This is a genomic window from Nocardioides ginkgobilobae, assembly GCF_054781275.1.
Genome location: NZ_BAAGUS010000010.1, coordinates 30,314 through 56,575, shown reverse-complemented (window position 1 = coordinate 56,575; position 26,262 = coordinate 30,314). Strand labels below are relative to the sequence as shown.

At 73.9% G+C, this 26,262-nt stretch carries 24 protein-coding genes; all 24 read left to right on the top strand.

Annotated features, from left to right (window positions below; all coding sequences use genetic code 11):
• The first annotated feature begins 1 nt into the window (after position 1).
• The 24 genes from ACYVID_RS11060 to ACYVID_RS10945 all read left to right on the top strand — a co-directional run bounded on the left by ACYVID_RS11060 (position 2) and on the right by ACYVID_RS10945 (position 26,258).
• Positions 2-280, top strand: a complete 279-nt coding sequence (locus tag ACYVID_RS11060) for a helix-turn-helix transcriptional regulator (protein ID WP_460736961.1) — start codon at positions 2-4, stop codon at positions 278-280.
• Between the two features lie 70 nt (positions 281-350).
• Complete coding sequence (locus ACYVID_RS11055; protein ID WP_460736959.1) at positions 351-3,065, top strand: bifunctional acetate--CoA ligase family protein/GNAT family N-acetyltransferase; 2,715 nt, start codon at positions 351-353, stop codon at positions 3,063-3,065.
• Between the two features lie 37 nt (positions 3,066-3,102).
• Positions 3,103-3,759 carry a sulfotransferase family 2 domain-containing protein gene (locus tag ACYVID_RS11050; protein ID WP_300644396.1) on the top strand — a complete coding sequence of 219 codons (657 nt, stop codon included), beginning with the start codon at positions 3,103-3,105 and terminating at the stop codon, positions 3,757-3,759.
• Positions 3,759-4,337, top strand: coding sequence for a DUF5998 family protein (locus tag ACYVID_RS11045; protein WP_300644395.1), 579 nt, complete (start codon positions 3,759-3,761; stop codon positions 4,335-4,337). The genes ACYVID_RS11050 and ACYVID_RS11045 overlap by 1 nt, the downstream gene beginning before the upstream one ends.
• 5 nt (positions 4,338-4,342) lie before the next feature.
• Positions 4,343-5,461, top strand: coding sequence for an alkaline phosphatase family protein (locus ACYVID_RS11040; RefSeq protein ID WP_460736956.1), 1,119 nt, complete (start codon positions 4,343-4,345; stop codon positions 5,459-5,461).
• 75 nt (positions 5,462-5,536) lie between these two features.
• Positions 5,537-6,103: a bifunctional pyr operon transcriptional regulator/uracil phosphoribosyltransferase PyrR gene (pyrR, locus tag ACYVID_RS11035; RefSeq protein ID WP_460736954.1), complete on the top strand. Its 567-nt coding sequence runs from the start codon at positions 5,537-5,539 to the stop codon at positions 6,101-6,103.
• Positions 6,100-7,035, top strand: a complete 936-nt coding sequence (locus ACYVID_RS11030) for an aspartate carbamoyltransferase catalytic subunit (RefSeq protein ID WP_460736952.1) — start codon at positions 6,100-6,102, stop codon at positions 7,033-7,035. The genes pyrR and ACYVID_RS11030 overlap by 4 nt, the downstream gene beginning before the upstream one ends.
• Complete coding sequence (locus ACYVID_RS11025; RefSeq protein WP_460736950.1) at positions 7,032-8,348, top strand: dihydroorotase; 1,317 nt, start codon at positions 7,032-7,034, stop codon at positions 8,346-8,348. The genes ACYVID_RS11030 and ACYVID_RS11025 overlap by 4 nt, the downstream gene beginning before the upstream one ends.
• Before the next feature lie 131 nt (positions 8,349-8,479).
• A complete protein-coding gene (carA, locus tag ACYVID_RS11020; RefSeq protein WP_300644392.1) occupies positions 8,480-9,592 on the top strand; it encodes a glutamine-hydrolyzing carbamoyl-phosphate synthase small subunit in 1,113 nt (370 codons plus the stop codon).
• Between the two features lies 1 nt (position 9,593).
• On the top strand, positions 9,594-12,968 hold the full coding sequence (gene carB / locus ACYVID_RS11015) for a carbamoyl-phosphate synthase large subunit (RefSeq protein ID WP_460736948.1): 3,375 nt from the start codon (positions 9,594-9,596) through the stop codon (positions 12,966-12,968).
• Complete coding sequence (locus ACYVID_RS11010; RefSeq protein ID WP_460736946.1) at positions 12,965-14,029, top strand: quinone-dependent dihydroorotate dehydrogenase; 1,065 nt, start codon at positions 12,965-12,967, stop codon at positions 14,027-14,029. The genes carB and ACYVID_RS11010 overlap by 4 nt, the downstream gene beginning before the upstream one ends.
• A 46-nt stretch (positions 14,030-14,075) precedes the next feature.
• A complete protein-coding gene (locus ACYVID_RS11005) occupies positions 14,076-14,894 on the top strand; it encodes an iron-sulfur cluster-binding protein (protein ID WP_460736944.1) in 819 nt (272 codons plus the stop codon).
• Complete coding sequence (locus ACYVID_RS11000) at positions 14,891-15,745, top strand: beta/alpha barrel domain-containing protein (protein ID WP_460736943.1); 855 nt, start codon at positions 14,891-14,893, stop codon at positions 15,743-15,745. The genes ACYVID_RS11005 and ACYVID_RS11000 overlap by 4 nt, the downstream gene beginning before the upstream one ends.
• Positions 15,742-16,620 carry an orotidine-5'-phosphate decarboxylase gene (gene pyrF / locus ACYVID_RS10995; RefSeq protein WP_460736941.1) on the top strand — a complete coding sequence of 293 codons (879 nt, stop codon included), beginning with the start codon at positions 15,742-15,744 and terminating at the stop codon, positions 16,618-16,620. Before ACYVID_RS11000 ends, pyrF begins: the two co-directional genes overlap by 4 nt.
• Positions 16,617-17,096 carry a hypothetical protein gene (locus ACYVID_RS10990; protein ID WP_460736939.1) on the top strand — a complete coding sequence of 160 codons (480 nt, stop codon included), beginning with the start codon at positions 16,617-16,619 and terminating at the stop codon, positions 17,094-17,096. The genes pyrF and ACYVID_RS10990 overlap by 4 nt, the downstream gene beginning before the upstream one ends.
• Before the next feature lie 120 nt (positions 17,097-17,216).
• On the top strand, positions 17,217-17,534 hold the full coding sequence (gene mihF / locus ACYVID_RS10985; RefSeq protein WP_300644387.1) for an integration host factor, actinobacterial type: 318 nt from the start codon (positions 17,217-17,219) through the stop codon (positions 17,532-17,534).
• The gene (gene gmk / locus ACYVID_RS10980; protein ID WP_460736937.1) at positions 17,531-18,136 is read left to right on the top strand and encodes a guanylate kinase; all 606 of its coding nucleotides are present in this window, start codon (positions 17,531-17,533) and stop codon (positions 18,134-18,136) included. The genes mihF and gmk overlap by 4 nt, the downstream gene beginning before the upstream one ends.
• A 14-nt stretch (positions 18,137-18,150) precedes the next feature.
• Positions 18,151-18,480 (top strand): DNA-directed RNA polymerase subunit omega, encoded by a 330-nt coding sequence (gene rpoZ, locus ACYVID_RS10975; protein WP_179531295.1) that lies wholly within the window; start codon positions 18,151-18,153, stop codon positions 18,478-18,480.
• A gap of 94 nt (positions 18,481-18,574) precedes the next feature.
• The gene (gene coaBC / locus ACYVID_RS10970) at positions 18,575-19,783 is read left to right on the top strand and encodes a bifunctional phosphopantothenoylcysteine decarboxylase/phosphopantothenate--cysteine ligase CoaBC (RefSeq protein WP_460736935.1); all 1,209 of its coding nucleotides are present in this window, start codon (positions 18,575-18,577) and stop codon (positions 19,781-19,783) included.
• A gap of 10 nt (positions 19,784-19,793) precedes the next feature.
• Complete coding sequence (gene metK, locus ACYVID_RS10965) at positions 19,794-21,008, top strand: methionine adenosyltransferase (protein ID WP_460736933.1); 1,215 nt, start codon at positions 19,794-19,796, stop codon at positions 21,006-21,008.
• A 9-nt stretch (positions 21,009-21,017) separates the two neighbouring features.
• Complete coding sequence (locus ACYVID_RS10960; protein WP_460736931.1) at positions 21,018-23,078, top strand: primosomal protein N'; 2,061 nt, start codon at positions 21,018-21,020, stop codon at positions 23,076-23,078.
• 339 nt (positions 23,079-23,417) lie between these two features.
• Positions 23,418-23,966, top strand: a complete 549-nt coding sequence (gene def / locus ACYVID_RS10955) for a peptide deformylase (protein WP_460736929.1) — start codon at positions 23,418-23,420, stop codon at positions 23,964-23,966.
• Positions 23,966-24,889: a methionyl-tRNA formyltransferase gene (fmt, locus tag ACYVID_RS10950; RefSeq protein WP_460736927.1), complete on the top strand. Its 924-nt coding sequence runs from the start codon at positions 23,966-23,968 to the stop codon at positions 24,887-24,889. Before def ends, fmt begins: the two co-directional genes overlap by 1 nt.
• Entirely contained in the window at positions 24,882-26,258 is a 1,377-nt protein-coding gene (locus tag ACYVID_RS10945; protein WP_460736925.1) for an RsmB/NOP family class I SAM-dependent RNA methyltransferase, read from the top strand. Before fmt ends, ACYVID_RS10945 begins: the two co-directional genes overlap by 8 nt.
• Positions 26,259-26,262 lie beyond the last annotated feature (4 nt).

Here is a 26,262-nt window from a genome sequence, read left to right as displayed (position 1 = left end):
CATGTCCGCCGAGCGCTCCTGGACCTTCCTCAGCAACCACGGCCACGTCCTCGTCGCCGTGGCCCGACAGCCGGACGGCCGCATACGCGACATCGCAGCGACGGTGGGCATCACCGAGCGTGCGGCGCAGCTGATCCTGCGCGACCTCGAGCAGTCCGGCTACGTGGCGAAGACCAAGGTCGGGCGTCGCAACGTCTACTCGGTCAACGCCGACGGCATGCTTCGCCACCCGGCCGAGACCGAGACCTCGGTCCGCGACCTGCTCTCGATCTTCCACTGATCCAGGCTGGATGCCGACGAGTGGATCCTGGTCGACCCCCCGCCCCCGGGGAACCCACTAGATTTGCGCCGTGACCGTCGGCTCCGAGCAGGACCAGCCCGTCTCCGCCTCCGCCCCGAGGCACTGGGAGGCCGACGTGCTGCTGCGCGACGGCAGCACCGCCCACATCCGGCCGATCCGCCCCGAGGACGCCGAGCTCCTCGTGGAGTTCTACGGCCGCGTCTCGGACCGCTCGAAGTACTACCGCTTCTTCTCCCCGATGCCGCGGTTGTCGGACCGCGACGTCGAGCGCTTCACCCGGGTCGACCACGACCGCCGGGTCGCGCTGGTGCTGACCCTGCAGGGCCAGATGATCGCCGTGGGCCGCTACGACACCATCCGCACCGGCGAGGCCGAGGTCGCCTTCCTGGTCGAGGACCAGCACCAGGGCCGTGGCATCGCCCAGCTGCTGCTGGAGCACCTGGCCCAGGCCGGGCGCGAGCGCGGCCTGGAGAAGTTCATCGCCGAGGTGCTGCCCGACAACTCCCGGATGATCCAGACCTTCCGCGACGCCGGCTACCGCGTGGCCACGGAGTACGAGGACGGCGTCCTGGTGCTGGAGTTCCCCATCGACGCCACCGACACCGCGATCGGGGTCATGCAGGGGCGCGAGCACCGGGCCGAGGCCGCCTCGATCGAGCGCTTCTTCAACCCGCGCTCCGTGGCGATCATCGGCGCGAGCCGTCGCCAGGACACGATCGGCCAGACCCTGGTGCGCAACCTGGTCAACGGCGACTTCACCGGGCGGGTGTACGCCGTCAACCCGACGGCCGGCGCGGTGTCGGGCCTGCCGGCGTACAAGTCCGTGACCGACATCCCCGACGACGTGGACGTGGCCATCGTCGCGGTCCCGGCCGACGCCGTGCAGGACGTCGTGCTCGACTGCGCCGCCAAGGGCGTGCACGGCCTGGTCGTCATCTCCAGCGGCTTCGCCGAGACCGGCGAGGAGGGCCGGCAGCGCCAGCGCCGCCTCGTCGGGCTCTCCCGCTCCTACGGCCTGCGGCTGATCGGCCCCAACTGCCTGGGCATCATCAACACCGACCCGGGCGTCTCGATCAACGCCTCGCTGTCGCAGGTGATGCCGCCGCGCGGGCGCGCGGGCTTCTTCTGCCAGTCCGGTGCCCTGGGCTCGGCGATCCTCGAGAAGGTGCAGAACCGTGGTCTGGGCCTGTCGACCTTCGTCAGCGCTGGCAACCGCGCCGACGTCTCCGGCAACGACCTCCTGCAGTACTGGGAGGAGGACGAGTCCACCGAGGTCGTCCTGCTCTACCTGGAGTCGATCGGCAACCCGCGCAAGTTCTCCCGCATCGCGCGCCGGGTGAGCCTGCGCAAGCCGATCATCGCGGTGCGCTCGGGCCGCACCACCCAGGGCGTGCCGATGGGCCACGCCGTGCGCAAGATCGCCGCGCCGCCGGCCGCCGTCGACGCGATGTTCCGCCAGGCCGGGGTGATCCAGGTCGACACGCTCGAGGAGATGTTCGACGTCGCCCAGCTCGTCGCCCACCAGCCGCTCCCGCGCGGGCGCCGGGTCGCGATCGTCGGCAACTCCGACGCCCTGGGCCTGCTGGCCGCCGACGCAGCCGCAGCCGTCGGGCTCGTGGTCAACAAGTCGGTCGCCCTGGGCGCCGAGGCCGGCGCGGAGGACTTCGAGGACGCCCTCGACGCCGCCATCGACGACCCCGACGTCGACTCGGTCGTCGCCGTCTACATCCCGCCGCTCAACGTCTCCGGGGAAGAGGTCGCCAACGTCCTGGCAGCCATCGGGGAGCAGTCCGACAAGCCCCTGGTCTCGACCTTCCTCGGGGTCGAGGGCGTGCCCGAGCTGCTCCGCGTCCCCGACGTGGCCGGGTCGACCGCCGGCCGCGGCTCCGTGCCGTCGTACCCCGCGGTGGAGGCGGCGGTGCGCGCCCTCGCGCGCGTCGTGGAGTACGCCGTGTGGCTGCGCACCCCCGACGGTCCGCCGCCGCACCCCGACGAGGTCGACGGCGACGGCGCCCGCGCGATCGTCACCCGGCTCCTGGGCGACCGGCCCAGCGGCGTGGACGTCTCCCGCGACCAGCTGCGCGAGCTGCTGGCCGCCTACGAGATCGACCTGTGGCCCGCGCCGGCGGTGACGACCGTCGACGAGGCGATCGCCGCGGGCGAGGAGCTCGGCTGGGACGTCGTGCTCAAGGCCACCGCCGAGCACCTGCGCGAGCGCCCGGACCTGGCCCACGTGTGGCGCAACATCGACGGTCCCGACCACATGCGCGACGCCTGGGCGGCCCTGCACGCCCTGGTCGGCGACGACGAGAGCGGCGGCTTCATCGTCCAGCGCACCGCGCCGCCGGGGGTCCCCATCGCGATCCGCAGCATCGAGGACCCGCTCTTCGGCCCGGTCGTCTCCTTCGGCATCTCCGGGCCGATGACCGAGCTGCTCGCCGACCGCTCCTACCGCATCCCGCCGCTGGGCTCGCGCGACGCCGCGGCGATGGTGCGCGAGGTGCGCTCGGCGCCGCTGCTCTTCGGCTACCGGGGAGCCGAGGTGGTCGACGTCGGCGAGGTCGAGCGGCTGATCCGGCGGGTCGCGCAGCTGCAGAACGACATGCCCCAGGTCAGTGCCCTCGAGCTCGGACTGGTCCTCGCCGGGCCCCACGGCTCGAGCGTGCTGAGCGCCGAGGCGCGCCTGGAGCCGGTCTCCGACGCGCGCTCGGACTGGTTCGTGCGCCGCATGCCGACGCAGGCCGGGGACACCCTGCCCTCCTGATGCGGGGGCGGGACGCCCGGGAAGTAGGCTGCCCGCCATGGTGATCTCCGACAGGGCACGCCTGCTCTTCGTGCACGTGCAGAAGACGGGCGGGTCGACGATCCACAACCGGCTGACGGAGGTCCTCCCGGACGCCCGCCAGGTCAAGGGTGTGGACCGGCACGGCACCCTGAACCAGATCCTGCGCCTGGAGCCGGAGCTCTCGACGTACTGGACCTTCGGGTTCGTCCGGAACCCCTGGGCCCGGATGCTGTCCTGGTACAACATGGTCGACCGCTTCCGCGCCTCCAAGGAGGGCGGCGCGGCCCGCCTGGACCGCAAGAACAACTTCATGCGGTCGGTGGGGGAGACCTGCCCCGACTTCGAGTCCTTCGTCATGAAGGGCCTCGACGAGTTCAAGCGGCTGCAGACCCCGCAGTGGCGCTACCTGGCCACCAAGACCCGGCGCGCTGACTTCATCGGCCGCCAGGAGACCCTCGAGGACGACCTGCGCGCCGTGCACGCCAAGTTCGACATCGAGTGGACGCCGCTCTCCAGCGTCAACATCGACCGCTCGCGCCCCGACTACAAGACCGGCGCGCCCCAGCTCGGCGGGCGCGACACCCGCTACCGCGAGCACTACACCGACGAGATGCGCCACCGCGTGGAGGCCGTCTTCGCCCGCGACGTGCAGGCCTTCGGGTACGAGTTCTGATGCGCTCCACCCAGGACCGCGACCTCTCCACCGAGCTGCGCAAGGCGATCGAGCGCACCGGCTACTACCCCGAGGTCGTCCACGACGCCGTCGCCTCCGCGGTCGCGGGGGAGCAGGTGGTCTCCTTCTACGTCCACCACGAGCCGACCTTCGAGCACGACGAGGTACGCCGCCACCAGAGCGTCGTCGTGCTCACCCCGACCCGGCTGCTGCTGGCGCACACCGACGAGCACGCCGGCGACGACCTGCTGCCCGAGCCCTACACCTCCACCTCCACCGAGGCGATCTCGCTCGCCGCGGTCCGCTCGGTCGTGGTGACCCGGATGATCACCAACCCGACCAAGGGCCCGAGCCGGCCCGCCGAGGCCAACGTGACCATCGGCTGGGGTGGCGTCTCGCGCGTCGACCTCGAACCGGCCGGCTGCAACGACCCCAGCTGCGACGCCGACCACGGCTACACCGGGGTCCTGGCCTCCGATGACTTCTCGCTCCGGGTCTCCGCCGCCGCCGACGGCGACGACGCGGTCGTGGGGCTGCTCGCCTTCGCGGAGCAGCTCAGCGCCCGGACCCGTTCCTGACTCGCGTGGGGTTCCTCCCGCCGGCGTACGGCGACCGGTCGCTGGGTGACGTGGTGCCCGCCGTCGGCCGAGCGCTCGGCGTCGGCGGGCCCGAGGACGGGCCTAGCGGGCTGCACCTGCCCGAGGCCCCGGCGTACGTCGTGTTCCTGGTCGACGGGCTGGGGGCGCGGCTGCTCGAGCGCTACTCCCACGCCGCGCCGTACCTCTCCTCCCTGCGGCAGGTCGCGCCCGACGCCACCGCCGGCGTGCCGTCGACGACCGCCACCTCGCTGACCTCGCTGGGCACCGGGCTGGTCCCGGGTGCCCACGGCGTCGTCGGCTTCACCTCACGCATCCCCGGCACCGACCGGCTGCTCAACGCCCTGGCCTGGGACAAGGGCGTGGACCCGCAGGAGTGGCAGCCGCACCCGACCGCCTTCGCGGGGCTGCGCTCGGCAGGCGTCGACGTCACGGTGGTCAACAAGCGCGAGTTCCGCGGCAGCGGCCTCACCGTCGCCGCCCACCGGGGTGCCGACTACGTCGGCGCGGACAAGGTGGGCGAGCGGATCGCCGCGGCGGTGGCTGCCTCCGTCGAGCGGCCCGCGCTGACCTACCTCTACGACGCCGACCTCGACTGGACCGGCCACAAGTTCGGTGTCTCCTCGTCCCAGTGGCTCCAGCAGCTGGCGATGATCGACGCCGAGGCCGAGCAGCTGCGCGAGGCGCTGCCCCGCGACGTGCGGCTGGTCGTCGTGGCCGACCACGGGATGGTCGACTCCCCGGACTCCGCCCGGATCGACGTCGACACCACCACCGAGCTGCGCGACGGCCTGGCCCTCTTCGGCGGTGAGGCCCGCTTCCGCCAGCTCTACTGCCTGCGCGGCGCGGTCGACGACGTCGTCTCCACCTGGACCGGCATCCTCGGCGCCCGCGCGACGGTCCTGCGGCGCGAGGAGGCGGTGGCCCGCGGGTGGTTCGGCGCCGTCGGCCCGGGGGTCGGGCCGCGCATCGGCGACGTCGTCGTCGCCTGCCATGACGACGTGGCGATCCTCTCCACCGAGGAGTGGGGCTACGAGGCGACGCTCGTCGGGCTGCACGGCTCGCTCACGCCCGACGAGATGCTCATCCCCGTCCTGATCGACTAGGGTCCCTCCCGATCCACCAGATCGACATCCTTTAAGTAGGCGTCCCGTGAGGCGCAGAAGGAGGTCCGGGAGCGCGTGTCCGCACAGCCGCCGCCCAGCCCTGAAGCAGGTGTCCCCGAGGGACGCACCGTTCTCGACGAGCGCGACATCGCCCGGGCCCTGACCCGCATCTCGCACGAGATCCTCGAGCGCAACAAGGGCGCCGCCGACCTCGTGCTGCTCGGCATCCCGAGCCGTGGTGTGCCGTTGGCCCGCCGGGTCGCCGCGCGGATCGCCGCGGTGGAGGGCGTCGAGGTGCCCGTGGGCAGCCTCGACGTCACGATGTACCGCGACGACCTGCGCAAGCACCCCGCCCGCGGCCCCCAGCACACCGAGATCCCGCCCGGCGGGATCGACGGCCGCACCGTGGTGCTGGTCGACGACGTGCTCTACTCCGGGCGCACCGTCCGCGCCGCGCTGGACGCCATGAACGACATCGGCCGCCCCGACGTCGTGCGGCTCGCCGTGCTGGTCGACCGCGGCCACCGCGACCTGCCGATCCGCGCCGACCACGTCGGCAAGAACCTCCCCAGCGCCCGCACGGAGCGCGTCGCCGTCCGCCTCTCCGAGCTGGACGGCGTCGAGGGGGTCTGGATCTCGTGAACCGGCACCTGCTCTCCATCGACGACGTCACCCCCGACGACATCGCCGAGATCTTCGCGACCGCGGCCGAGATGCACGACGTCCAGCGCCGCGAGGTCAAGAAGCTCCCCGCCTTGCGCGGCCGGACCGTCATCAACCTCTTCTTCGAGGACTCCACCCGCACCCGCTCCTCCTTCGAGATCGCGGGCAAGTGGCTCTCGGCGGACACCATCAACATCACCGGCAAGGGCTCCTCGACCTCGAAGGGCGAGTCGCTGCGCGACACCGTGCTCACGATCGCCGCGATGGGCGTCGACGCCCTGGTCATGCGCCACCACGCCAGCGGTGCCGCGCACCAGGTCAGCCAGTGGGTCGACGCCAGCGTCATCAACGCAGGCGACGGCACGCACGAGCACCCGAGCCAGGCGCTGCTGGACGCCTACACCCTGACCCGCCGGCTCGGCGGCCTCGAGGGCCGGCACGTCGTGCTGGTCGGGGACCTCACCCACAGTCGGGTCTTCCGCAGCAACGTCCTGTGCCTGACCAAGCTCGGCGCCCGCGTCACCGTGGTCGCCCCGCCCACGCTGATGCCGAGCGGCGTCGGGGCGTGGAGCCGCGCGGCCGGGTTCGAGACGTCGTACGACGTCGACGCGGTGCTGCCCACCGCTGACGCGGTGATGATGCTGCGCGTCCAGAAGGAGCGGATGAGCGGCGGGTTCTTCCCCAGCCCCCGGGAGTACACCGTCGGGTACGGCCTGACCCGCGACCGGCTCGCGCTGCTGGGCCCGGACGTCCCGATCCTGCACCCCGGCCCGATGAACCGGGGGCTGGAGATCGCCGCCGACGCCGCCGACGCCGCGCAGTCGGTGATCCTCGACCAGGTCTCGGCCGGCGTCGCCGTCCGAATGGCCATCCTCTACCACCTGCTCGCAGGGGAAGGGAGCGCCGCGTGAGCGCCGCACCGCAGCGCCTGCTGATCCGGGGCGCCCGCGTCCTGGGGGAGACCACCGCCGACCTGCTCGTGGTCGACGGCACCATCACCGAGGTCGGCGGCGGCCTGGAGGCAGCGGGAGCTGAGGTGGTCGACGCCGACGGGCTCGTGGCCCTGCCCGGCCTGGTCGACCTGCACACCCACCTGCGCGAGCCCGGCCGCGAGGACGCCGAGACCGTGCTGACCGGCTCCCGCGCCGCCGCGGTGGGTGGGTTCACCGCGGTGCTGGCGATGGCCAACACCAACCCCGTCACCGACACCGCCGAGGCGGCCGAGCGGGTCCACGACCTCGGGGTCGCCGCCGGGCTCGTCGACGTCGTGCCGGTCGGCGCGGTCACCAAGGGCCTGGCCGGCGAGGAGCTGGCCGAGCTCGGGCTCATGCACCGCTCCCGTGCCCGCGTCACGGTCTTCTCCGACGACGGGAAGTGCGTCGCCGACCCCCGCGTGATGCGCCGGGCGCTGGAGTACGTCAAGGCCTTCGGTGGGGTGGTCAGCCAGCACTCCCAGGACCCCTCACTCGCAGGGCCCAGCGCCTGCTGCCACGAGGGCGAGCTGTCCGGCCGCCTCGGGCTCCCGGGCTGGCCCGGCATCGCCGAGGAGGTCGTCGTCGCCCGCGACGTGATGCTCGCCCGGCACACCGGCTCGCGCGTCCACGTCGCCCACGCCAGCACGGCCGGCACGGTCGAGGTGCTGCGCTGGGCCAAAGCGCAGGCCGCGCAGGACGGGACCTGGGCGGTCACCGCCGAGGTCACCCCGCACCACCTGCTGCTGACCACCGACCTGCTGAGCGGGTACGACCCGACGTACAAGGTCAACCCGCCGCTGCGGCCCGACGAGGACGTCGAGGCGCTGCGCGAGGCGCTGGCCGACGGCACGATCGACGCCGTCGCGACCGACCACGCCCCGCACGCGCGGCACGACAAGGAGCACGCCTTCGTCGACGCCGCCTTCGGGATGCTCGGTCTCGAGACGGCGCTGCCCGTGGTCGCGCAGGTCATGGTCGAGAGCGGCCGGATGACCTGGGCCGACCTTGCCCGGGTCATGTCCACCACGCCCGCGCGCATCGCCGGGCTGGCCGGCCAGGGGCAGGGCCTCGAGGTCGGCGCGCCGGCGAACATCACCCTCGTCGACCCGTCCGCCGACGTGACCGTCGACCGGGCCGCGTCGGTGTCGCTGAGCCGCAACAACCCCTGGCACGGTCGCACCTTCGGCGCCGCCGTGCGCACCACGTTCCTGCGCGGACGGGCGACCTTCCGCGACGGGGCTCTCACCTAGAGAGATCCATGCACCACGAAGCAGGACGGGGGTCGCGGCGCTGGTAGCCTCGCCCCTGCTCGAACATCCTTTAACCACCGTCCCGTGAGGCGGAGAAGGAGGTCGGCGTGCCGTCGCATGCCCCCGCGATCATGGTCCTCGAGGACGGTCGCACCTTCCACGGCGAGTCCTTCGGAGCCGAGGGCGAGACCTTCGGCGAGGCGGTCTTCAACACCGGCATGACCGGGTACCAGGAGACGCTGACCGACCCGTCGTACCACCGGCAGGTCGTCGTGATGACCGCGCCGCACATCGGCAACACCGGCGTCAACGACGAGGACCCGGAGTCCCGCCGCATCTGGGTCGCCGGGTACGTCGTCCGCGACCCCGCCCGGGTGCCGAGCAGCTGGCGCTCGGTGCGCACCCTCGACGAGGAGCTGGCCGCCCAGGGCGTCGTCGGGATCTCCGGCGTCGACACCCGCGCCCTGACCCGCCACCTGCGCGAGCGCGGCGCGATGCGCGTGGGCATCTCCACCACCGAGACCGACCCCGAGGCGCTGCTGGCCCGGGTCCGCGCGTCCGGCGAGATGGCCGGCACCGAGCTGGCCGGGGAGGTCTCCACCACCGAGGCCTACCTCGTGCCCGCCCAGGGGGAGAAGCGCTTCACCGTCGCCGCGCTCGACCTCGGCATCAAGGCGATGACGCCCTACCGGATGGCCGAGCGCGGCATCGACGTCCACGTCCTGCCCGCGACCGCCACCCTCGAGGACGTCCTCGCGGTCCAGCCCGACGGGCTCTTCTTCTCCAACGGCCCCGGCGACCCGGCCGCGACGACCTCGCAGGTCGAGCTGCTCCAGGGGGCGCTGGAGCGCGGCCTGCCCTACTTCGGGATCTGCTTCGGCAACCAGCTCTTCGGGCGTGCGCTCGGCTTCGGCACCTACAAGCTGAAGTACGGCCACCGCGGCATCAACCAGCCGGTGATGGACCGCACCACCGGCAAGGTCGAGGTCACCGCCCACAACCACGGCTTCGCGGTCGACGCGCCGCTGGAGGGCAGCACCGCCACGCCGTACGGCGAGGCGACGGTCAGCCACGTCTGCCTCAACGACGACGTGGTCGAGGGCCTCGAGCTCCGCGACCCGGCATCCGAGGGGGGCCGCCTCAAGGCGTTCTCCGTCCAGTACCACCCGGAGGCCGCGGCCGGCCCGCACGACGCCGCCTACCTCTTCGACCGGTTCGTGCAGCTGATGGCGGGGGAGCTCTGACATGCCGAAGCGTGAAGACATCAAGTCCGTGATGGTCATCGGCTCCGGCCCGATCGTCATCGGCCAGGCCTGCGAGTTCGACTACTCCGGCACCCAGGCCTGCCGCGTGCTCAAGGCCGAGGGCCTGCGCGTGATCCTGGTCAACTCCAACCCGGCCACGATCATGACCGACCCGGAGTTCGCCGACGCGACGTACGTCGAGCCGATCACCCCCGAGTTCGTCGAGAAGGTCATCGCCAAGGAGCGCCCCGACGCCCTGCTGCCGACCCTGGGCGGGCAGACCGCGCTCAACGCCGCGATGAACCTGCACGCCGCCGGCGTCCTCGAGAAGTACGACGTCGAGCTGATCGGCGCCAACGTCGAGGCGATCGAGAAGGGCGAGAACCGCGAGCAGTTCAAGCAGATCGTCGAGGGCCTGCCGGCCGAGTGGGGTGCCGAGGTCGCGCGCAGCGTGATCTGCAACGGCGAGGAGCTCGGCGCAGACGCGCCCAAGGAGGCCAAGGTCGCCCACGCGCTGGCCACGGCACTGGCCGGTGCCGAGGAGCTCGGCTACCCCGTCGTCGTGCGGCCCTCGTTCACCATGGGCGGTGCCGGCTCGGGCCTGGCCTACGACGAGGCCGAGCTGCGCCGCATCGCCGGTCAGGGCCTCTCGGCCAGCCCCACCACCGAGGTGCTCCTGGAGGAGTCGATCCTCGGCTGGAAGGAGTACGAGCTGGAGGTGATGCGCGACAAGGCCGACAACGTCGTCATCGTCTGCTCGATCGAGAACGTCGACCCCGTCGGGGTCCACACCGGCGACTCCATCACCGTCGCCCCGGCCATGACGCTGACCGACCGGGAGTACCAGCGGCTGCGCAACATCTCCATCGGCGTCATCCGCGAGGTCGGCGTCGACACCGGAGGCTGCAACATCCAGTTCGCGGTCAACCCCGTCAACGGCCGGATCGTCGTCATCGAGATGAACCCCCGGGTCAGCCGCTCCAGCGCGCTGGCCTCGAAGGCCACCGGCTTCCCGATCGCCAAGATCGCCGCCAAGGTCGCCATCGGCTACACCCTCGACGAGATCCCCAACGACATCACCAGCCAGGCCGGCGGCCTGAGCACCCCGGCGTCCTTCGAGCCCACCCTCGACTACGTCGTGGTCAAGGTCCCGCGCTTCGCCTTCGAGAAGTTCCCCGGCGCCGACCCGACGCTGACCACCCACATGAAGTCCGTGGGCGAGGCGATGGCCATCGGGCGCAGCTTCACCGAGGCGCTGCAGAAGGCGCTGCGCTCGCTGGAGGCCAAGGACGCCGTCTTCGACTGGGCCCAGGAGTGGGTCGACCTCGACAAGGAGACGCTGCTCCGCGAGATCACCGTCCCGCACGACGGCCGGCTGAAGAAGGTCATGGACGCGATCCGGGCCGGCGCCACGCCGCAGGAGATCTTCGACGCCACCGCCATCGACCCGTGGTTCGTCGACCAGCTCGCGCTCATCAACGAGGTCGCCGTCGAGGTCACCGCCGCCGAGGAGCTGACGCCCACCCTGCTGCGCAAGGCCAAGCGGCACGGGTTCTCCGACGCCCAGATCGGCAAGATCCGCGGCATGAGCGCCGACGTCGTGCGCGGGGTCCGGCACGCGCTGGGCATCCGACCGGTCTACAAGACCGTCGACACCTGCGCCGCGGAGTTCGCGGCCCGCACCCCCTACCACTACTCCTCCTACGACGAGGAGACCGAGGTGGCGCCGCGCGAGCGCGAGGCCGTCATCATCCTGGGCTCGGGCCCCAACCGGATCGGCCAGGGGATCGAGTTCGACTACTCCTGCGTCCACGCCTCGCTGGCGCTGTCCGAGGCCGGCTACGAGACCGTGATGGTCAACTGCAACCCCGAGACGGTCTCGACCGACTACGACACCTCCGACCGGCTCTACTTCGAGCCGCTCACGCTCGAGGACGTCCTCGAGGTGGTCGCGGCCGAGCAGGCGGCCGGTCCGCTGGCCGGGGTCATCTGCCAGCTCGGTGGCCAGACCCCCCTCGGCCTGGCCCAGGGCCTCGCGGCGGCCGGCGTGCCGATCGTCGGCACCAGCCCCGACGCGATCGACCTGGCCGAGGAGCGCGGCGCCTTCGGCCGCGTGCTCGCCGAGGCCGGCCTGACCGCGCCCAAGCACGGCACGGCCACGTCGTACCCCGAGGCCCAGCGGATCGCCGCCGAGATCGGCTACCCGGTCCTGGTGCGGCCCTCCTACGTCCTGGGCGGGCGCGGCATGGAGATCGTCTACGGCGACGACGCGCTCCAGACCTACCTGGAGAAGTACGTCGCCGCCGGGCTCATCAGCCACAGTGCACCAGTCTTGGTCGACCGCTTCCTCGACGACGCCGTGGAGATCGACGTCGACGCGCTCTTCGACGGCGAGGAGCTCTTCCTCGGCGGGGTCATGGAGCACATCGAGGAGGCCGGCATCCACTCCGGCGACTCCTCCTGCGCGCTGCCGCCGATCACGCTGGGCCACCGCGAGATCGAGCGGATCCGCGAGGCCACCGAGGCCATCGCCCGTGGTGTCGGCGTGCGCGGGCTGCTCAACATCCAGTTCGCGCTGGGCTCGGACATCCTCTACGTCCTGGAGGCCAACCCCCGCGCCTCGCGGACCGTGCCCTTCGTCTCCAAGGCGACCGCCACCCCGCTGGCCAAGGCCGCGGCCCGGGTGATGCTCGGGGAGTCTGTCGCCGACCTGCGCCGCGCCGGCGTGCTGCCCGCCGAGGGCGACGGCGGAGACCTGCCGGCCGACCAGCCGATCGCGGTGAAGGAGGCGGTGATGCCCTTCAACCGCTTCCGCACCGCCGACGGCTCCCAGGTCGACACCGTCCTGGGCCCGGAGATGAAGTCCACCGGCGAGGTCATGGGCTTCGACCGCGACTTCGGCACCGCCTTCTCCAAGAGCCAGGCCGCGGCCTTCGGGCCGCTGCCGACCTCGGGCAGCGTCTTCGTCTCGGTCTCCAACCGCGACAAGCGCTCGATGATCTTCCCCGTCAAGGTCCTGGCCGACCTGGGCTTCGAGATCCTCGCCACCCAGGGCACCGCCGAGGTCCTGCGCCGCAACGGCGTGGACTGCACGATCGTGCGCAAGCACTTCGAGGGCCCCGGCCCCGACGGCGAGCCGACCACGGTCCAGCTGATCCACGACGGGCGGATCCAGCTCATCGTCAACACGCCGTACGGTGCCGGCACCGGCGGCCAGGCGCGCCTGGACGGCTACGAGATCCGCACCGCGGCGGTCATGGCCAACGTCCCGTGCATCACCACCGTGCAGGGCCTGGGTGCCGCCGTGCAGGGCATCGAGGCGATGCGCCGCGGCGACATCGGGGTCCGCAGCCTGCAGGAGTGGGCTGCTCGGTGACGCTCTACGACCACCTCTTCACCCACGTCGCGACCCGGATCGACCCGGAGCGGGCCCACCACCTGGGCTTCCGGGCGGTCCGGGCGGGGGCGCCGCTGCTGCGGGCCTCGCACGCCGCGACCGGGGTGGAGGGGCGGCCGGTGGAGGTCATGGGGTTGCGCTTCCCGCACCCCCTGGGGCTGGCGGCCGGCTTCGACAAGAACGCCGTCGGGATCGACGCGCTGGGCGCGCTCGGCTTCGGGCACGTCGAGATCGGCACCGTGACGGGGCTGGCCCAGCCCGGCAACCCGAAGCCGCGGCTCTTCCGGCTGCCGCAGGACCGCGCGGTGCTCAACCGGATGGGCTTCAACAACGACGGCGCGGCCGCCGTCGCCGAGCGGCTGCGCCGCCGTGCGCTGCGCGGTGACCGGACCTCCGGACCGGTGCTCGGGGTCAACATCGGCAAGTCCAAGGTCGTCCCCGAGGACGACCAGGCCGCCGTCGAGGGTGACTACGAGACCAGCGCCCGGCTGCTCTCGCCGTACGCCGACTACCTCGTCGTCAACGTCTCCTCGCCCAACACCCCCGGCCTGCGCGACCTCCAGGCCGTCGAGAAGCTGCAGCCGCTCCTGGAGCACGTGCGCCGCGTCGCCGACGCCGCCACCGGCGACCGCAGGGTGCCGCTGCTGGTCAAGATCGCCCCCGACCTCGCCGACGAGGACGTCGACGCGGTGGCCGACATGGCTGTGGCGGGCCGTCGCGACGGGGTGCTCGACGGGATCATCGCGACCAACACCACGATCTCCCGCGCGGGCCTGGCCACGCCGTCCGCCGAGGTCGAGACGATGGGCGCCGGTGGGCTCTCGGGCCGCCCGCTGACCGCCCGCTCGACCGAGGTGCTGCGCCGGCTGCGCGCGCGGGTCGGGCCCGACCTGGTGCTCGTCGGCGTCGGAGGCATCACGACCGTCGAGGACGCCCGCGAGCGGCTCGAGGCCGGCGCCGACCTGCTGCAGGGCTACACCGCCTTCGTCTACGAGGGCCCCGGGTGGCCACGGCGGCTCGTGCGGGGGCTCTCGGAGTGACCCGGAGCCGAGTGGACCCACGCTGCGAGCGGGCGATGATCGGGCGATGACCCCGGTCCACGTCACCGCCGAGGTCCTGGCCAGCAAGCGGATCGGCGCCCACCAGCACCTCACGCTGGTGGCCCCGGGCGTGGGCGAGCGGTTCCGACCCGGCTCCTTCGTCGCCGTCTCGGTCGGCTCGGCGGCCGAGCGCTGGCACCTGGCCCGCCGGGCGTTCTGGATCCACCAGGTCCGACCCCTCGGCGGGTACGCCGCCACCGTGACCCTGGTCGTGGAGCCGCGTGGCCCGGGCAGCCGCTGGCTGGCCGCGCGCCAGCGCGGCGACACCGTCGAGGTCACCGGACCGCTCGGCGGGCGCGCCTTCGCCCTGCCCAAGGAGCCGGTCCCGGTCCTGCTCGTGGGGGAGGGGTACGCCGCCGCGCCCCTGTTCGCCCTCGCCGAGCGGCTGCGCGAGCGCGACTGCCCGGTCAGCCTGGTCCTCGGCGCGGCCGACGAGGCGCACCTGCTCTCCGCGCTGGAGGCCCGCCGGATCGCCCGCTCGGTCACGGTCGTGACCGGCGACGGGTCGGTCGGCGCCCGCGGCACCGTCCCCGACGTGCTGCCCGAGGCGCTGCGCCGCTCGGGCGCCGCGGTCGTCTACGCCGCGGGGAGCACCCCCACCCTGCACGCCGCCGCCCTGGCGGCGGAGGAGCACGGTGCGTGGAGCCAGGTCGCGCTGGAGCAGCAGACCACCTGCGGCACCGGGCTCTGCCTGGGCTGCCCGGTGCCGGTCGTCGGCGAGGAGGGCGTGGCCCGCACCGCCCGCGCCTGCGTCGACGGCCCGGTGCTCCGCGGCGACCGGGTCCGCTGGGGAGAGCTCGGATGACGGTGACCGTCGCGGGCCTGGTGCTCGCCTCCCCGGTGATGGTCGCCTCGGGCTGTGCCGGCACCGGCCGCGAGCTGGCCGGCTACGCCCCGCTGTCGACGTACGGCGCGGTCGTGACCCGCTCGATCACCCGCGACCCACGCCCCGGCGCGCAAGTGCCGGGCATTGCCGAGACCCCCGCGGGGCTGGTGCACGCCACGGGTCTGCCCAACCCCGGGCTCGACGGCTTCCTCGCCACCGAGCTCCCGTGGCTGCTCACCGAGGGCGCGCGCGTCGTGGTGTCGGTCGTGGCCCGCGAGCTGGGGGAGTACGCCGAGGTGGCCCGTCGCCTGGCCACCGCCCCCGGGGTCAGCGCCATCGAGGTCAACCTCGCCCAGCCCGACGCCGTCGCGGTCGGGGTCCTGGACGTGCGCGAGCCCTTCCACGTGGGTGCGGCGGTCTCCGCGGTGCTGCGTGAGCTGCCCCGTGGCGTGCCGGTCCTGGCCAAGCTGCGACCCGACACCGTCCGGGTCGCGGAGGCCGTGAAGGTCGCCGCCGACGCCGGGGCAGCCGCGGTCGTCCTCGGTGGCGCGCTGCCGGCGGCCCTGCCCGACGGGCGCGACGCCGGCCTGAGCGGTCCGGCCGTGCGCCCGCTGGCCCTGCGCTGCGTCGCCGACGCGCGGCGGGCGCTGGACGCCGCGGGCGCCACGTGCGACGTGGTCGCCTCGGGTGGCATCGTCACGCCCCAGGACGCCCGGGCGTTCCTCGACCTCGGCGCGGTGGCCGTCCAGGTCGGCAGCGCCCTCCTCCACGACCCCACCACGGCCGCGCGGCTCGCGACGGCCCTGAGCACCCCCGAGGTGACCCCATGACCCAGACCTCCCACGCAGGAGCCGCGGAGCCATTCGGCACCCGGCTGCACCGGGCGATGTCGGAGCGCGGTGCCTTCTGCGTCGGCATCGACCCGCACGCCGCGCTGCTGGCCGAGTGGGGCCTGACCGACGACGTGGCGGGGCTGGAGCGCTTCGCCCTCACGGTCGTGGAGGCCGTGGCGCCGCTCTGCTCGGTCGTCAAGCCGCAGTCGGCGTTCTACGAGCGGTTCGGCAGCCGCGGCGTCGCGGTGCTGGAGCGGGTCGTGGAGGAGTCGCGGGCAGCCGGTGCGCTGGTGCTGCTCGACGTGAAGCGCGGCGACATCGGCTCGACCTCGCAGGCCTACGCCGACGCCTACCTCGACCCGTCCTCACCGCTGGCCTGCGACGCCATCACCGCCAGCCCCTACCTCGGCTTCGGCTCGCTGGACCCCATGGTGGAGACCGCCCAGCGCCACGGCGCGGGCGTCTTCGTCCTCGCGCTGACGTCGAACAAGGAGGGCCCCGAGGTCCAGCACGCCCGGGTCGACGACGGTGCCGGCCCGGCGGGGGAGCGGGTCGCCGACCGCGTGCTCGCCCACCTGCGGCGGCTCAACGCCGGGGCCGAGCCGCTTGGCTCCTTCGGCGCGGTCGTGGGTGCCACCATCGGCGACGCCGGTGCCGACCTCGACTTCGGCGGACCCGTCCTGGCCCCCGGCTTCGGCGCCCAGGGCGGCACGGTCGCCGACCTCGCGCGGATCTTCGGCTCGCGGGTGCGCCACGTCCTGGCCAGCTCCTCGCGCGAGGTGCTGCGGCTGGGCCCGGACCCGGTGGCAATGGCCGACGCCGTGCGGCGCACCCACGACGAGCTGGCGAGCCTCGTCAGGCCGCTCCGGTGACCCGGAGCCTCGGCCGGCCCGCCCGGGTGCGGCGCTCCGCGGCGGCCGGAGCGGTCGCGGCGGCCCTCGGCGGATCCCTGCTCGCAGGTTGCTCCTCGGACCCCTTCGAGGCCTACTGCGAGCGGGTCGAGGAGCACCAGGAGGCGCTGACCGAGGCGGTCGCCGGTGGCGGGCCCGACGCGCTGCTCTCGGTCCTGCCGCAGCTGCGCGACCTGCGCGACGCCGCCCCGGGCGACGTCGTCGACGAGTGGCAGCAGGTCGTGGGGCGGCTCGAGGCGCTCGAGGACGCGCTGGAGGACGCGGGCGTCGACGCGGCGTCGTACGACCGGGAGGACCCGCCGGCGGACCTCGCCGAGGACGAGCGCACCGCGATCGACGCGGCGGCCCGCGAGCTGGTGCGTCCGCAGACCGCGCAGGCGCTCGCGGTGCTGGAGACCCAGGTGCGCGACGTGTGCCAGACCCCGCTCTACCTCTAGGGAATCGCGGCACCGGGACCGTCCAGGGAGAGCCTGGACTGTTTGCCGGGGTCAAGGAACTCTGACTAGATTGACGCGCGCCCCGCTCCTCCGGCCCCCCAGATCTCGAAGGACCCTTCCGTGGCTCTCCCCCCTCTCACCCCCGAACAGCGACAGGCGGCCCTCGAGAAGGCCGCTGCCTCCCGTCGGGAGCGGGCCGAGGTGAAGAACCGCCTCAAGAACTCCGGAGCCTCGATCGTCGACGTGCTGCGCGAGGGCCAGACCAACGAGGTCATCGGCAAGATGAAGGTCGTCGACCTGCTGCAGGCGATGCCCGGCCTGGGCAAGGTGCGCGCGCGCCAGGTGATGGAGCGGCTCGGCATCGCCGAGAGCCGCCGGGTCCGCGGGCTCGGCGTCAAGCAGGTCGCCGCCCTGGAGAAGGAGTTCGGCGGCGCGTGAGCCCCGCACCCAGCCGCCTGGTCGTCCTGGCCGGGCCCACCGCCGTCGGCAAGGGCACCGTCGCCGCGGCGGTCCGCGAGACGCACCCCGAGGTCTGGATCTCCGTCTCCGCCACCACGCGCGCCCCGAGGCCGGGTGAGGTCGACGGGGTCCACTACCACTTCGTCAGCGACGCCGAGTTCGACCGGATGGTCGCCGAGGACGACCTGCTCGAGTGGGCGGTGGTCCACAAGGCGGCCCGCTACGGCACGCCCCGTCGACCCGTCGAGGAGGCGCTGGCCGCCGGTCGTCCCGCGATGCTGGAGATCGACCTGCAGGGCGCCCGCCAGGTGCGGCGCACCATGCCCGGGGCGCTCTTCGTCTTCCTCGCGCCCCCGTCGTGGGAGGAGCTCGTGCGCCGGCTGGTCGGCCGGGGCACCGAGACCGAGGAGGAGCGCGAGCGCCGCCTCGTCACCGCGCGCGAGGAGCTGGCCGCCGAGCCCGAGTTCGACGTGACCATCACCAACCACGAAGTTCGTCGCGCCGCCGACGAGTTGGTATCGTTGATGGTTGGCTCCGGGCGTCCCGCCCAGGGGCCTGCACTTCTGTCCGACGACACGTGAGGAAGACCAGACCTGTGTCTGCTCCCAACATCGCCGCCGAGGGCGTCACCAACCCCTCGATCGACGACCTGCTGACCAAGACGGACAGCAAGTACCAGCTGGTCCTCTACGGCGCGAAGCGCGCCCGCCAGATCAACGCCTACTACTCCCAGCTCGGCGAGGGCCTGCTGGAGTACGTCGGCCCGCTCGTGGAGACCCACGTGCAGGAGAAGCCGCTCTCGATCGCGCTGCGCGAGATCAACGAGGACCTGCTGACCTGCGAGCACGTGGACCCCGCCGAGCTCGCGGCCGAGGAGGCAGCGGCCCAGGCCGCGGCCGCCGACGCCGCCACCGGTCTGGAGTGACCCCGTCCCCGTGACGGACCCCGGCAGCACCACCTCGGAGGCCGCTTCCCCGTCGGGGGAGCGGCCCTCCGCCATTTCGCCGCAGCGACGTCGGGTGGTCCTCGGTGTCGGCGGCGGCATCGCGGCGTACAAGGCCTGTGAGCTCCTGCGCCGCTTCACCGAGTCCGGCCACGACGTGACCGTCGTGCCGACCGCCTCGGCCCTGCAGTTCGTCGGTGCGGCGACCTGGGCGGCCCTGTCGGGCAAGCCGGTGAGCGCCGAGGTCTGGGACCGCGTCCACGAGGTGCCGCACGTGCGGATCGGGCAGACCGCCGACCTGGTCGTGGTCGCCCCGACCACCGCGGACCTGCTGGCCAAGGCCGCCCACGGCCTGGCCGACGACCTGCTCACCAACACCCTGCTCACCGCGCGCTGCCCGGTCGTGCTGGTGCCCGCCATGCACACCGAGATGTGGGAGCACCCGGCCACCCGCGCCAACGTCGACACGCTGCGCGAGCGTGGCGTGCTTGTGGTCGAGCCCGCCGAGGGGCGCCTGACCGGTGCCGACACCGGCAAGGGTCGACTGCCCGAGCCCGCCGAGGTCTTCGCGCTCTGCGTCGACGTCCTCGATCGCGACGGTGACGCGGGCCGCGACCTCGTCGGTCGCCACGTCGTGGTCAGCGCCGGAGGCACGCGGGAGTACCTCGACCCCGTCCGCTTCCTCGGCAACCGGTCCTCGGGCCTCCAGGGCTACGCCCTGGCCCGCGCCGCCGCCTCCCGGGGCGCCAAGGTCACCCTGGTCGCCGCCAACACGGCGCTGGCCGACCCGGCCGGCGTCGACGTCGTCCGCGTCGAGACCACCGAGCAGCTGCGCGAGGCCGTCCTCACCGCCGCCGCCACCGCCGACGCGGTCGTGATGGCCGCGGCCCCGGCCGACTTCCGGCCGACCTCGCGCAGCGAGGCCAAGATCAAAAAGGCCGAGGACGGCTCCGCCCCGGCCATCGAGCTCGAGCAGAACCCCGACGTCCTGCGCGAGCTCGCGGGCCATCGGGCCCACGAGGGCCAGGTCGTGGTCGGCTTCGCCGCCGAGACCGGGGACGCGACCGGGTCGGTGCTCGACCTCGCGCGCGCCAAGCTGGCCCGCAAGGGGTGCGACCTGCTGGTCGTCAACGACGTCAGCGGGGGTGCGGTCTTCGGCAGCCCCGACAACGAGGCAGTCATCCTCGAGGCCGACGGTGCCTTCGTGGAGGTGCCCCGGGGCTCCAAGGGCGCCCTCGCCCACGCCATCTGGGACCGCATCGGCGCCCGCTGGGCCGCCGTCTAGGCTTGCGCGCATGACTGGACGCCTGTTCACCTCCGAGTCCGTGACCGAGGGACACCCGGACAAGATCGCTGACCAGATCAGCGACGCCGTGCTCGACGAGATGCTGCGGCAGGACCCTACGTCACGGGTCGCGGTGGAGACGCTGCTGACCACCGGCCTGGTGGTGGTCGCGGGTGAGGTGACCACCAGTGGGTACGTCGACATCAAGTCGATCGTGCGGCAGAAGATCCTCGACATCGGCTACGACCACTCCGAGAAGGGCTTCGACGGCGCCTCGTGCGGCGTGATGGTCGCGATCGGCGGCCAGTCCGGCGACATCGCGCAGGGCGTGGACACCGCGCACGAGTCCCGCACCGAGGAGTCCTCCGACGAGCTGGACCGCCAGGGCGCCGGCGACCAGGGGCTGATGTTCGGCTACGCCTGCGACGACACCCCCGAGCTGATGCCGCTGCCGATCAAGATCGCCCAGACGCTCTCCGAGCGGCTCTCCGAGGTGCGCAAGGACGGCACGCTGCCCTACCTGCGCCCCGACGGGAAGACCCAGGTCACCATCGAGTACGACGAGGACGACCGCGCCGTGCGCGTGGACACCGTCGTGCTCTCCACCCAGCACGAGGCCGGGATCGACCTGGAGACCCGGCTGCAGCCCGACATCGCCAAGCACGTCATCGCGCCGGTGCTCGAGCAGTTCGACATCGACTCCGACGGCTACCGCCTGCTGGTCAACCCCACCGGCACCTTCGTCGTGGGCGGCCCGATGGGCGACGCCGGCCTGACCGGTCGCAAGATCATCGTCGACACCTACGGCGGCATGGCCCGCCACGGCGGCGGCGCCTTCTCGGGCAAGGACCCCTCGAAGGTCGACCGCTCGGCCGCCTACGCGATGCGCTGGGTGGCCAAGAACGTCGTGGCTGCGGGCCTGGCCCGTCGCTGCGAGGTCCAGGTCGCCTACGCCATCGGCAAGGCCCAGCCCGTGGGTGTCTTCGTGGAGACCTTCGGCACCGGCACGGTCTCCGACGAGCGGATCCAGGCCGCGGTGCTCGAGGTCTTCGACCTGCGCCCGGCCGCGATCATCTCCGACCTGCAGCTGCTGCGCCCGATCTACGGCCAGACCGCGGCGTACGGCCACTTCGGCCGCGAGCTGCCCGACTTCACCTGGGAGCGCACCGACCGCGCCGAGGCCCTCAAGGCCGCCGTCGGCGGTGGCGTCGGTCCAGGCTGGTAGAACTCGCGCATGCCCGCCAGCCCCGAGGAACAGCCCGAGCTGCTCCCGGGGCTGGTCCGCTCGACGGTGAAGCAGGCGCAGGCCAAGGCCCGCGCCACCCGTGAGCGCAAGGCCGCCGGAGCCGCGATCACCGACGTCGACCCGGTGGCGCGCGTGCTCCTCGACCTCCCGCTCGCACACCTCGACCGGCCCTTCGACTTCGCCGTCCCCGCGGCGATGGCCGAGGCCGCCCGCCCCGGGGTGCGCGTGAAGGTGCGCTTCGCCGGCCAGGACGCCGACGGGTTCGTGCTGGAGCGCGTCGCGACCTCCGAGCACCCCGGCGTGCTGCAACCGCTGCGGCGCGTGGTCAGTCCCGAGCCGGTGCTGGTCCCCGAGGTGGTCGAGCTGGCGGGAGCCCTGGCCGAGCGGTACGCCGGCACCCGCGGCGACGTGCTGAGGTTGGCCGTCCCGCCCCGGCACGCGACGACCGAGGCCGAGGAGCAGGCCTCCGCCACCGGCGTCGTCCCCCGCGACCCGGCCGCCGCCGAGGCCGCCTGGGCCGAGCACCCGCTGGCAGCCGCCTGGCTCGGGCACCTGCGCTCCGGCACTGCCCCGCGCGCGGTCTGGAACCCGCCGCCCGGCGCCGACTGGCCGCGCCTGGTGGCCGAGGCGGCGTTGACCGCTCCCGGCGGGGTCGTCGTGTGCCTGCCCGACGGCAAGGACGTCGAGCGCGTCGACGCCGCGCTGCGGGCCACGGGGGAGCCGGAGCAGCACGTCGTGCTCACCGCGGACCTGGGGCCGGCTGCGCGCTACCGCTCGTTCCTGCGGGTGCTGCGTGGCCAGCGGCGGATCGTCGTCGGCACCCGGGCAGCGGCCCTGGCGCCGGTGCGCGACCTCGCGCTCGTCGTCGTCTGGGACGACGGCGACGACCTGCACGCCGAGCCGCGCGCGCCCTACCCCCACACCCGCGAGACGCTGCTGATGCGCGCCGAGCGCGCTGGTGCCGCCGCGCTGCTGGGTGCCTTCGCCCGCTCGGTTGAGTGCGAGCACCTCGTGCGCAGCGGGTGGGCCCCCGAGATGCTGGCGCCCCGCGCGGTGCTGCGCGCCGCGGTGCGCACCGCGGTCGCCGGGGCCACCGAGCACGACCTGGTGCGCGACGCCCACGCCCGCGCGGCGCGGATGCCCAAACAGGTCCACGACCTGCTGCGGGAGGCCGTCGCCGAGGGACCGGTGCTCGTGCAGAACCCGCGCCACGGCTACGTCCCGGCGCTCGCGTGCGAGCGGTGCCGCACCCCCGCGCGCTGCACCGCCTGCACAGGGCCGCTGCGCCTCGGCTCGCCCACCGAGCCGCCCGCCTGCCGGTGGTGCGGGGAGGTGCACGCCGCGTGGTCCTGCCCCGAGTGCGGGCACCGCGGCCTGCGCGCCCCGGTCATCGGCCAGTCCCGCACCGCGGAGGAGATCGGCCGCGCGCTGCCGAGCGTCCGGGTGCGCACCTCGGCCCGCGACGGCGTCCTGGCGCGCGTCGACGGGCGGCCCCAGGTGGTCGTGGCGACGCCGGGGGCCGAGCCCGTGGCCGAGGGCGGGTACGCCGCGGTCGTGCTGCTCGACGCCTGGCTGCTGCTCTCCCGCCCCGACCTGCGCACCGAGGAGGAGGCGTTGCGGCGCTGGGCGAACGCCGTGGCGCTGGTCCGCCCGGGGGGCCGCGCCCTCGTCGTGGGCGACCCGGCCCACCCGGCCGTCCAGGCGCTCGTGCGCTGGGACATGGGTGGGTTCGCCGCCCGCGAGTCCGCCGCCCGGGTCGAGGCGCACCTGCCGCCGGCCACCCGGCTGGCGACCCTCGTCGGTGCCCCCGGCGCGCTCGACGACGCCCTCACGCTGCTCGACGTCCCCGACCCGGTCGAGGTCCTGGGTCCGGTCGACCTGCCCGACCCGGACCCCTACGCCGAGGGCCCGCCACGCCAGCGGGTCGTGGTCCGGGTCCCGCGCGCCCACGGCGCGCGCCTCTCCACCGCCCTCGGCGAGCTCCAGCGGCTCCGCTCGGCCCGCAAGCTCGACCCCGTCCGCATCCAGGTCGACCCCCCGACCTTGTGAGACGAGGTCGCCGTCGGTGGAGCGGGGCCGCAGTCTCCCGGGTCGCGCCGCCCACACCCCCTTCGTCGCACCCACCAGCCTCGTTCGTCCCTCACGAGGCGGGGGCCAGTCCCATCCACGCTCCTCCGGGGGCGTGGGCGGCGCGACCCGTCCGACCACGACCCCGCCCGGACCATCGGTGAGCCGGCGCCAGCTCGAGCGTGACTCGGCGCCCGTTCGAGGGTGACTCGGCGCTGGTTCGAGCGCGAGTCGGCGCTGGTTCGAGCGCGAGCCGGCACCGGCGGCCGTGACCGCGGCGCGAAATCGCCGTCCTGCGGCGGCGCTCCTAGACTCGCGCCCATGCCCGTCCAGCCGATCCGCCTCTTCGGCGACCCGATCCTGCGCCGGCCGGCCGTCGAGGTCGTCGACTTCGACCGGGAGCTGCACCGCCTCGTCCAGGACCTCACCGACACCATGCTGGCCGCGCCCGGCGCCGGTCTGGCCGCGCCCCAGATCGGGGTGGGGCTGCGCGTGTTCACGTGGAACGTCGACGGCGAGGTCGGCCACCTGGTCAACCCGACCCTCGAGCTGTCGCAGGAGCAGCAGGACGGCCTCGAGGGTTGCCTCTCGATCCCGGACATGAGCTTCGAGTGCCTGCGGGCGCTCTCGGTCGTGGCCAACGGCTTCGACATGCACGGCGAGCCGGTGACCATCCACGGCAGCGACTACCTCGCGCGCGCGATCCAGCACGAGACCGACCACCTCGACGGGGTGCTGTTCGTGGACCGCCTCGACGAGGAGACCCGCAAGCTGGCGATGAAGGAGATCCGCGAGGCCGAGTGGTTCGGCGCGGCTCCTCCGACCGTCAAGCTCTCCCCGCACCCGATCATGAAGGGACTCGGCACCTGATGCGCGTCGTGTTCGCCGGCACCCCCGAGGTCGCCCTGCCCGCCCTGGACGCGATCGCTGGCTCCCGCCACGAGCTGGTGGGGGTCGTGACCCGCCCCGACGCGCCCGCGGGACGCGGCCGCAAGCTCGTGGCGAGCCCGGTCGCCCAGCGCGCCGAGGAGCTCGGTGTGCCAGTGCTCAAGCCCGAGCACCCGCGGGACCCGGAGTTCCAGGAGGCGCTGCGCGCGCTGCGGCCTGACTGCTGCCCGGTGGTCGCGTACGGCGCGCTGCTGCCGCAGTCGGCGCTCGACATCCCGCCGCACGGCTGGGTCAACCTGCACTTCTCCTGCCTGCCCGCGTGGCGCGGGGCCGCCCCCGTGCAGCACGCGATCTGGGCCGGTGACGAGGTCACCGGCGCCACGACCTTCCGCATCGTCAAGGCCATGGACGCCGGTCCGACATTCGGCGTGATGACCGAGCGGATCCGCGAGCACGACACCGCGGGCGACCTGCTGACCCGGTTGGCCGAGGGTGGCGCGGGCCTGCTGGTCACGACCCTCGACGGCATCGAGGACGGCGTCCTCGTGCCCCGGGAGCAGCCCGAGGAGGGGGTCTCGATGGCGCCGAAGATCCTCGTCGAGGACGCGCAGGTCGACTGGACCGAGCCCGCGCAGGCCGTCGACCGCCGCATCCGTGCGTGCACGCCCTTCCCGGGCGCCTGGAGCACCTTCGAGGGCGAGCGGATCAAGATCGGCCCGGTCACCCTGGCCGCCTCGAACCTCGAGCCCGGGGAGATCGCCGTCGGCAAGAACCACGTCCTCGTCGGCACCGGCACCTCGGCCGTGCGCCTCGGGGAGGTCAAGGCGTTCGGGAAGAAGCAGATGGCCGCGGCCGACTGGGCGCGCGGCGTCCGGTTGGAGGACGGGGCGCGGCTGGGTGGGTGACCCCGCCCGCGCCACCGCGCCCGACGTCGCCCGCACGGCAGCGCTCGAGGTGCTGGTCGCGGTCCGCGAGCAGGACGCCTACACCAACCTGCTGCTCCCGACCGTCCTGCGCCGCCACGGGCTGACCGGCCGCGACGCCGGACTGGTCACCGAGCTCGTCTCCGGGACCGTACGACGCCAAGGCACCTACGACGCGGTCCTGGCCGCCTGCCTGGACCGGCCGCTGCGCCGGCTCGCCCCGGTGGTCCTCGACGTGCTGCGCCTGGGCGCCCACCAGCTGCTCGCCATGCGGGTGCCTGCCCACGCCGCGATCACCACCTCGGTCGACCTGGCCCGGGAGGCCGCGGGTCGCGGGGCCGGGGGACTGGTCAACGCCGTGCTGCGCCGGGTCTCCGAGCGCGACCTGGACGGCTGGCTCGCCGAGGTCGCCCCGCCGCGCGACCGGGGCTCGGACCGCCACGACGCGGTCGTCCACAGCCACCCCGCCTGGGTCGTCGCCGAGCTGCGTCGGGCCCTGGGGGAGCGCGGGCCGACCGAGGTCGAGGCGCTGCTCGCCGCCGACAACGCACCGCCCCGGGTGACCCTGGTCGCGCGCCCCGGACTGGCCACCCGGGACGAGCTGCCCGGCGAGCCGACCCGGCTCTCGCCGTACGGCACCGTCCTGGAGGGCGGTGACCCCGGTGCCGTGCCGGCGGTGGCCGAGGGGCGCGCCGGTGTGCAGGACGAGGGGTCCCAGCTGGTCGCGCTGGCCGCGGCCGCGGCGCCGCTGGTGGGCCGCGACGCGCGCTGGGCCGACTGGTGCGCGGGCCCCGGTGGCAAGAGCGCCCTGCTGGCCGGCCTCGCAGCCGACCGCGGCGCGAGCCTGCTCGCGCTCGAGCGCACCCACCACCGCTCCGGCCTCGTGCGACGCAACCTCGCAACCACCCCCGCCACCCACCTGGTGGCGACCGCCGACGCCACCCGGCCCCCGGTCGCCCCCGGCTCGCTGGACCGGGTGCTGGTCGACGCACCGTGCAGCGGCCTCGGCGCCCTGCGCCGCCGGCCCGAGGCGCGCTGGCGCCGCACCAAGGACGACATCCGCGGCCTCGTGCCGCTGCAGCGTCGGCTGCTGACCTCGGCGCTCGACGCGGTGCGTCCTGGCGGCGTGGTGCTCTACGCGACCTGCTCCCCGGCGCTGCCCGAGACCGCCGGTGTCCTCGAGCACGCCCTCGCCGCGCGTGACGACGTGGAGCCGGTCGACCTCGGCCCCGTCCTCCCGCAGGTCGAGGACGCGGCCGGCCCCGTCGCCGGCACGCTGCAGCTCTGGCCGCACCGCCACGGCACCGACGCGATGTTCCTCGCCCTCCTGCGGCGGGTCGACGCCCGGTGACGCG